The sequence below is a fragment of the Paenibacillus gorillae genome (genome assembly GCF_000513275.1).
Lineage (GTDB): Bacteria > Bacillota > Bacilli > Paenibacillales > Paenibacillaceae > Pristimantibacillus > Pristimantibacillus gorillae.
In genome coordinates, this window is record NZ_CBVJ010000109.1 from 36011 (window position 1) to 44880 (window position 8870).

Genomic DNA, 8870 nt, shown 5'->3' on the forward strand with positions numbered 1-8870 from the left:
ATCAAGTCCTAGAGCTGCTTCATTAACCCCGACTACGATTATTTCCAATAAGAAATAAATCCTTTGCTTTTCACCATACATACGCTAATTACATTCGCGAAGGCATTCACTTGGAGAGCCTTGCCAACCGCAATCCAATCGATGAATTTCATAAGCAAATTACCCAAGCCTACGAGGAAATTCCGGCTAAAATAAACCATGGACGCCAATGACGGTAATCGCTTATTATATTCACAGAATTTTGAGGCTGATCTTGCTGCCGGTATACAAGCTGCCAAAATATTGATGCAGGAAAGCTTTCGCCGCCATGATTTTTGCGGCCTTTTTTCAATTCGGTTTGCTAGGACAATATTTTTGCAAACATCAAGTAATCTTATTATAATAGCCTCACCACATAAAAGGCTGGCTTCAGCAGCTCACGGAAGGAAGACAACTCTCCATTGAAAGCAACCGTGAATGTACAAGAGCACATACTGATCTGGAATGATGCATCGCTCAAAATCATGGATGTACGACATATCCGCTTGCAACCCGGTGAGGGAGCACCTCCTTACCTGTTCCCTGCCAGCTCCTTTCTGTACGTAACACATGGCAGTGCCACGATCATTTTGGACGGAAATGAACATTCTGCAAAGCCTTTCTATATGCTGCATGGCGGCAAAGGTACCCGTCTGGACATTGTCCCAACAAATGAATCCTTTCATTATTACCTCATTTTCTATAAAGCCTCCTTACCGCCATCCGTCGAACAGCGTACACTTCGACATCGGGATCAACAATTGCCGTTCCACCTTCAGTACGGTTTTATCCCGCTCCATCCTGCCCTCCTCTACGAATTGGCTGAGCGAATGCTGGGCGAATGGCTTGCACAGGGCCGCTTGGAGCGACTCCATGTCAAAACCCTATTTCATCAATTTGTATATGAGCTGCTTCGGCAGATGGATCAACAGGAGATTAGCATCGTTAGGCCTGATCTTGCTTCTCAGCTTATCCGCTATATGCAGGAGTACTATGCCGAGCCTCTGACCCGGGAATCGCTCGCACAGACATTTCACTACAGCGTGCCCTATCTGTCCAAGCATTTCAGGCGCAAAACCGGTACTAGCATCATCGATTACTTGATCCAAATCAGGATGAACCAAGCAGAAACCCTCCTGCAGCAGACCGGTTTATCTTTGCAAGAAATTGCAGCAAGCGTCGGATATGCAGACGTATCTTATTTCATCCGAATGTTCAAAAAGCATACCGGAGTAACACCGAAACAATACAAGGATAAGTCTGCACCAGCAGAAAAAGGCTCTTATCGTCCTATTATTAGGCGCGGATCATCCATTGTTCCGCGCAGGCTGCGTCGTTATATTGATATGAGAGATGATAATCATTATCAATATGGCGAAAAAGGAGATTTACTGATGTATAGAAGCAAATTACCTGTTGGAATTACAATGCTGCTGTGCTTGACTCTATTGCTTAGCGCATGCTCCGGACCAGCGGATACGAACGGCAGAACTGGCACTAACGCTGCGCCCAGCCCAACTGTAAGCACAGAGAGCAATGCCAATAACTCCGGCAGCTCAGCAATTGGAAATACAACTGGGAGCTCGGAGATGGTAACCTATTCCGCGGTTAACGGCGAGGTGCAAATTCCTAAAAACCCTCAAAGGATTGTTATGGTCGCAGGAGCCTTCACCGGATATTTGCTGGCGCTTGGCCTAAAGCCTGTCGGAACCGGCGATGAGTCCTTTAACAACTATACTGAAGGAAAACTGGACGACGTTGTCAACATCGGCAACGATGTACCTTATGAGAAAATAACAGAGCTGCAGCCGGATTTAATTGTGGTCTGGAATGACCCTGAGACGATTGAGAAGCTGTCCAAAATTGCACCAACCGTCGCTGTTGAATATGGAGTACCTCTGCGGGAGCAATTAACGGACTTCGGCAAAATGACGGGCAGAGAAGCACAGGCTAAGGCTTGGATTACAGAATGGGACGCTAAAATCGCCGAATACAAACCAATCGTGAAGCAAGCGGTAGGTGACCGCACTGTTTCGATCTTCGATTCGGGCAGTCCTAAGGAGTTTTATGCCTACGGCAGCTTTGGCAGAGGCGGAGACATTATTTATGGTGAGTTCGCTCTGAAAGCACCGCCGATTATTCAGAGGGAAGCTATCGATAGCGGCACAGGCTGGGCCAAGTTATCACTGGAGTTGTTGCCGGAATACGCCGGGGATTATATCTTCATTAGCGAGTGGACAGACGTTAAAAATGCGGCACCGGTTTTTGAAGGCCGTATCTGGGACAACCTCCCCGCTGTCCAGAATAATCACGTTTATCGCGAGGGCAGCCGCGGCTTCGTGTTTAGTGATCCCATCTCATTGGAAGCCCAGCTTAAATTTGTCGTAGACAGCTTAACCAAAACAGAGTGATATTCAGTAGACAAATAGTTTGTAAAAGACGAGGGCAACCCCTATGTTATTAAGCTTATCTAATAGCATTGGGGTTGCCCTCCTCTTTTTATCAACTAATCAACGGAAAACGAATCGTAATCATTGTACCTTGCCCCGCCTCACTGCTGATACGGATAGTTCCTTGATGCTGGTCGACGATCCAGTGTGCAATCGATAGCCCTAAGCCCGCTCCTTGATCTCCTCTATCTCTAGCGGACTTGTAGAAGCGATTAAAAACGAGCGGCAAATCACGTTTCAGAATCCCCGCTCCATTATCCTGAACGGTTATAAGAACCGACTTCCCCTGCTTGACGCATCCCAGATCAATTTGTCCATGCTCCTGCGTAAATTTAATAGCGTTGTCTAATAAGATCATGAACAACTGCTTGAGTCGATCCTCATCTCCATGTATAAGTATTTCTGCATCTTCAATATGGAGTTGCAGCTGTAGTTGCTTATATCCCATTATCGGCTCCATGTTTTTGGCAATCTCTTTCATGATCCCGTCAATTCGTACAGGCCTGCATAAGATCACTTCCTCATGCGAATCGCCTCTTGCCAGCAAAAGCAGGCTGCTGACCAATTTACTCATTCTTTTAGTTTCTTTCAGAATAGCTGCGATTGGAACACTTTCTTCCTCGATCGTATGATCGGGATGGCGCAGCAGTAATTGCATCTGTCCTTGAACAACAGAAAGCGGACTCCGGAGTTCGTGGGAGGCATCCGCGATAAACTGCTGCTGTTTGTCCCAGGCTTTCTGAATCGGAACAAGAGCCCTTCTAGCCATTAAATATCCGGAGATGACCGACAATATGACACCGATGCCTATTCCGAAACCAATCCCCCACAACAACCGATTCAAGTAAAACACCTCGGCCGAAATTTCCGTAAACATTTGAACGGTTTTCAAGGGCGCATTCGACATCAGCATCTTCTCTATTTCTGGCAAGTGGCCTTCATAAGGCCTGCTTACAAATCGGTAGATTTTCTTGCCAAATTGTATGGACTCGGGTCCAGTGTGGTCTTGTTTGTCCCGAAGAATCCAACTCAACGAGCTAAATGGCTGTTTATAATACACACTTCCCATCAAGATATCGTTTGAATCCCAATAATAAATCATGGTGAACCGTTCAGGTTCTTTCGAATCAATACTAATGACCTTCTCTCCGGTACTCAGGGAGAATTGCCGCATATGATCAATATTGAACACCAGCATACGGTCAATGTCTGAATAAATCTGATAACGCGCCAGTCCATATAACGATCCCCCCAGCATGACGAATAAGCAAAATACGATTGAACTGTTCCAAATCGTCATTTTTAATAGTGTGCGTTTGATCATACTGGGGTTTGCTCTCCTTTTTATTCAGCCGATTCTTATTGGAAAAGTTACTGTGCAGAGATTTCAAATTGCGTACCAGCATCCCCGGCGAAAACAATAGATCCTCCCGCAGGCAGCGCGACCTGATCCTTGTCTTCGATGACACTAAAGTAGATGCACGCTCCATTCCCATCATAAACAGCGAAGCCCGCGTTCGAGGGCTTGCTCACCTTAATAGTCTTGTCCCCGTCTTTATCGCTTATCGTATACCACTTTGCATATCCACTCGGCGGGATCGTAACGATTGAATTCTTAGCGAGATTCATAGGTTTCACGTTGTCCTCGTTCACTAATATTCTTCCGCCTTGATCCGCGTACTCAACGCCGTCCTCCGTAAAGAACGTTAAAGCTGTTAGATCCCGTCCATTCATTCCCGGAATTTGCAATTCCGAGATTGCTGTGTTTGGGCCTGTTATTCGCTTATCCAACACATACCCTGGCAATTGTTGTGACAAATTCAATTGCAGTGGAGGCATCATCAAATAAATAACTGATGAATACTTCTCATTCAGCAAATAATATTTCTTGCCGTCGCGCTGAGTCCATGACTCTATTGTCTCTTTCGGAAGCTCCTGAGGCTGGAGCTTCTCTGCGGCATACATAGATGAAGCTATCTGCCCAAGACCCGGTGACGAAAAATACTGGCGAATCCAGAAGTAGGTACGGCCGTTCTCCTCTGTTACGAAGCTGGCCATCGCATTCCCGTCTGAACTCCGGAATGCTCCGTCCTCCGAATACCTGTAGGTTTGTGTTCCGTTATTGGGCAACTGCTCCGAAGTGACCCACAGGATGCCCCCTTCGGTAATATTAATGTTCATCGTTCCGCTATAGGAACCATAAATTCCCGAATACTCAAGCATGGACTTGGGCAAATCCGCATTTATCGGCGTTCCATACGACTTCTCGGGTTTGAACTGGGCAATTACCCCTTTCTCCTTCAATGTCTGAAGCAGCATTTCATTCGCCAGAAGCTGATTGTCTCCGCTGGACCCGCCGGAAGTAACGACTGCCGCCGCCATGCCCTGCTCGGGAAGCACAACCAGCGATGCGTGATAGAATACCGTGTCTCCGCCTTTGGTCAACGCCTTCATCCCATATTCGCCGAAGGGGTACAGATTAACGCTGTCCCAGCCAAGACCGTATTCGACTGAGTTATCCGCATCATCAGGCCATAAAGACGTCTTATACTCATCTTGTGCCATAACCGCAACCGATTCGCCAGACAATACTTCTCCCGCTTCCCCTGTAAAAATTTGCGAGAATCGCGCCAAATCTTCCGCTGTGGAATAGATGCCTCCAGCCCCGATTAAATTGAGCGACTGGTTGGGAAGTTGTCCGGGATACAACAGATAATAGAGCCCAGCCATCTCTGCTGTGTTCGGAGAATCAATCGGTGTTGCCGTATTGTTCATGCCTAGAGGTTCTGTAATATATCGATGGATATAAGAGGTAAAGTCCATGCCGCTGACATGCTCAATCAGAATCTCTGCCAGCGTAAATCCGTCATTGCAGTAAACCGAGAAAGCACCCGGGTCCGCCTTCAGGGTCTGCACTGCCAGTTGCTTCAGCAGTGTGTCGTGGGCGGAAGTATCGTTGTCTTCGAATAAATCGGCGTTTGCCGCTGACGTTCCGTTCAGACCGGAAGAATGATTCAACAGCATACGCGGGGTAATCTGCTTGTAGCGCTCATCTTTCATTATAAAATCAGGGATATATTGGACGACCGGCTTATCGAGATCAATTTTCCCCCGGTCAACCAATTGCATGACGGCAACTGCCGTAAACATTTTACTAGTTGAGCCTATCCCGTACATCGTGTCTTTCGTGAGCGGCTTCTGTCCGCTCTCATCATTCCTACCGAGTTGACCAGATACGACGATGCTGCCGTTATCAATGAGGGCGTACTGCACGCTGATCATGCCGTTTCTTCCCGTGAGAAGATTAGCCTTCTCCTCTGCCACTTTCTGAGTTGCTTCGTAGGTGATCATAGCCTCGTTTGAAGGCGGTTCCGTATGGTAGCTCTCGCAGGCGGTTAACAATAGACATATAGATAGCAGCACGGCTCCAACTAGGAAGGTCCAATGAGTATTCTTGAAGATTTGTCTAACAAGATTCATGAATGATATCCCCCTTATGTAAGATAAGAAAGAATATAATAGATGAACCTTTGATTTTCCTTTGAAAAGCAACTACACTTTGAGTCTGTAACCCAAGCCTCTTACCGTTTGAATCAATTGATCCGCCTGCCAAGGGGACAGCTTCTTTCGAAGATAATGAACATAAAGCTCGACGATACCAATTCCTGCTTCCGAGTCGAGTCCCCAAATCCGGTTATAGATTTGGTCCTTCGTCACGATCTGTTCTTTATTCATGAGCAAGTACTCGAGCAGTTCGTATTCCTTTTCCGTTAAAATCAGCTCTTCTCCCTTCACTGTTACCAGTCGGGTCCTGACTTGAATCGTGATAGGACCGAAGCTAATCCGCTCTTCCTGATTAACCTTGCCATAGCGGCGCAACAGTACTTTGACTCTTACAACCAACTCGGGAATTTCAAATGGCTTCACCACATAATCGTCTGCTCCGATCGTTAATCCCTTTACGCGGTCCTTCAATCCGTCTTTTGCCGTCAGACAAAGAATCGGCGTGTCCACCCCCGCCCCCCTAGCCTCTTGAATAAACAGGAATCCATCCACCTTAGGCAGCATAATATCCAAAATAATCAGATCAAACTCACCGTACAATGCATGATGCAGACCCTCTTCTCCGTTATGGCACGCTATAACCTCATATCCTTCATCCCGCATAACTCTAGCAATCGTATACGATATCGCTAAGTCATCCTCTACGATCAGCAGTTTCATAGGTTCCTCCACGTCGAACGAATATGAAGATAGGTTAACATATTATAGTAAAATTGTGAGTCCCTTGCGGCTAATTACTTCCAACAAATACAAATAAATAAGTTGACTTTGAAGCATATAAAAAATCGCCAGGGCGCTATGCCACATGGCGATTTTTTATACAACTTGTACACGAGCATTTTCAAAATGGTAAGTCATCCTCCGATATTTCATTTTTTGTAACTTCTTGTCTTTCAACTATGATATATGCATCATCCCATTTATTTGGGTCCCACGGTTTTAGATTACCTTCCTCACTAAACAAGGCCCCGTTCACTTTTAATATATATTTAGTATCATTATTTTTGGTAGTTCTATGATACTCATAGTCAAAATAAAATGGATCTGATTTATCAATGTATCCGCATGCCTTTAAAAAGTTATCTAATTCTGTTTTCGTAGTGAATACCGTTCTAAATGGCATATTTAATTGCTCTGCTAGTCTATTAAATGCAGGGTGGTTAAATAATATTATGTCTCTTATCGTGTCTTGATTAGTTTCATCTCGCTTGGATTGTACAGAAATAATCTGTTGGAGTGTCGCTGCAGTTTGACGCAAAGTATTAATCAACTCTAATTTAGGTTTATCTGCCTCCTCCTGTAGCAATCGTTGAAATAGCCCTGCCCATTGTTCACGTAATAATTTGACTATGTCCTGTGGGACTTCAAATTCAAAAATTGGATTATTACGAGGTAACACTTCTATTTCATCAATAAATTCATAAATTCTTTTATCATCTACAAACCTATACTTCATTTCATTTTCCTTATTAATCTTATACGTTTCATATTCAAATTTTACTTTCTTATCAATAAAAATATAAACTTGCTTTCCTAAATCTAATGCATGCCTTAATTCTTTTTGGGTAACGGAGTAACCATCTTCTATTGATTCCGATCCAAATCTGCCTCCAACAATTGAAATTAAAATATCACATAAATCTATCTCTTTATAACAATAATTTTGGGGTGCATCTTGACTACCGTAAGGGACCTGCCCGCGTTCAAAAAGCACAGGATCATATCCCTGTTCCTTTACGAATCTTGCAACGTCTTCTCTTACGTATCTAAGATCGTAATATGTAGAACTAATAAAAACTCTTGGCTTAGCCAATGTAATCGCCTCCATGATGATTTTATTATTTATTGGTAATTAATTCAACATAGAACCAAGTATTTTAAGCATACTCTAGAGGTTAAGTCTAACTAATTTTGGAAATTGGGGGTATTCGCCTATGGATTCGACCAAACAATAATTAGGAAATACTTATCACTTTCTGTGCACTAATGTTGAATCCAGTGCATAAAAAAGAGCGACAGCTTCTTTATAGCCGCGCTCCGTATCAAATTCATTTACTAATACACTTCTTATTCTTCCCCATTTCAATCGGATTCCCCTCAAACTAATCCAAACCCGCAGTTGTCAGTTAGTCTTCGAGAATTTATAAAGATTTGGATTGCTTTATTCCTTATTTCTCTTGGTAGCAACTATGTCCACGATGTATAACGATCTCGCTTTTATCAAAGCTAACTTAATGTAATTGAGATGCAATCTATTCATTTATTATTCTACTACTCTTTCTATTCTCTCAGCACAAGGGGCTACCTTCTCTCTAATTGCACATAAGGGACAATTACCAAATTTAATTATAACCCCATATGTTAAGTTAAGTTTAATACAGAATTCCATAGTAATGCCGTTACTCTTTCTGTGATGATATCGACATTAATCTTATTACTTTTCGGCACTCCTTATTCACAACATTTGATTCGGCTAATAATTAATAGCTCTAGATTCCTATTTTTATGGAGGATATTAGAAATTTATGACGAAATATGTTTTTAACAAAATCCAAAGAGTATATGGATATTGTAGAAGAGAGGGAGATTCCTATGAAAAGAAAAGTGAGTTTAATTGATAAGAGGTTAATTAAAAAGTTTTCTCTATATAATATCACCAGTCAGCGTTATTTTTTGCTTTCTTTTCGATCGTATTAGATGTAGCGGAAAGTGCAAAGGTTATTGTTGGAATTTCAATTGTAACAATTCTATTGATAGTTTATTTTATTATGTGGTTTAGAGCCAATACATTATCTAAAGTAGAACTTAGTGTTGATAATTCTGATTTGGTTGTAAAAA

General features: G+C 43.3%; 5 protein-coding genes. 1 reads left to right on the top strand and 4 read right to left on the bottom strand.

Features of this window, described 5'->3' with window-relative positions:
• Window positions 1–440 precede the first annotated feature (440 nt).
• Entirely contained in the window at window positions 441–2429 is a 1989-nt protein-coding gene (locus tag TY10_RS20615; protein ID WP_052350671.1) for an AraC family transcriptional regulator, read from the top strand.
• A 91-nt stretch (window positions 2430–2520) separates the two neighbouring features.
• On the opposite strand, the gene TY10_RS20620 is transcribed toward TY10_RS20615, so the two are convergent.
• The 4 genes from TY10_RS20620 to TY10_RS20635 all read right to left on the bottom strand — a co-directional run bounded on the left by TY10_RS20620 (window position 2521) and on the right by TY10_RS20635 (window position 7845).
• Window positions 2521–3792, bottom strand: coding sequence for a sensor histidine kinase (locus TY10_RS20620; protein WP_042167632.1), 1272 nt, complete (start codon window positions 3790–3792; stop codon window positions 2521–2523).
• 47 nt (window positions 3793–3839) lie between these two features.
• The gene (locus tag TY10_RS20625) at window positions 3840–5948 is read right to left on the bottom strand and encodes a serine hydrolase domain-containing protein (protein ID WP_081735389.1); all 2109 of its coding nucleotides are present in this window, start codon (window positions 5946–5948) and stop codon (window positions 3840–3842) included.
• Between the two features lie 72 nt (window positions 5949–6020).
• A complete protein-coding gene (locus tag TY10_RS20630; RefSeq protein ID WP_042167634.1) occupies window positions 6021–6692 on the bottom strand; it encodes a response regulator transcription factor in 672 nt (223 codons plus the stop codon).
• 181 nt (window positions 6693–6873) lie between these two features.
• Window positions 6874–7845 carry a DUF4062 domain-containing protein gene (locus TY10_RS20635; protein ID WP_042167637.1) on the bottom strand — a complete coding sequence of 324 codons (972 nt, stop codon included), beginning with the start codon at window positions 7843–7845 and terminating at the stop codon, window positions 6874–6876.
• Between the last annotated feature and the right edge of the window lie 1025 nt (window positions 7846–8870).

Bases quoted from the DNA above. Each gene is read 5' to 3' on its own strand.
- TY10_RS20620 (WP_042167632.1), bottom strand. From the start codon at position 3,792: ATGATCAAACGCACACTATTAAAAATGACGATTTGGAACAGTTCAATC.
- TY10_RS20625 (WP_081735389.1), bottom strand. From the start codon at position 5,948: ATGAATCTTGTTAGACAAATCTTCAAGAATACTCATTGGACCTTCCTA.
- TY10_RS20630 (WP_042167634.1), bottom strand. From the start codon at position 6,692: ATGAAACTGCTGATCGTAGAGGATGACTTAGCGATATCGTATACGATT.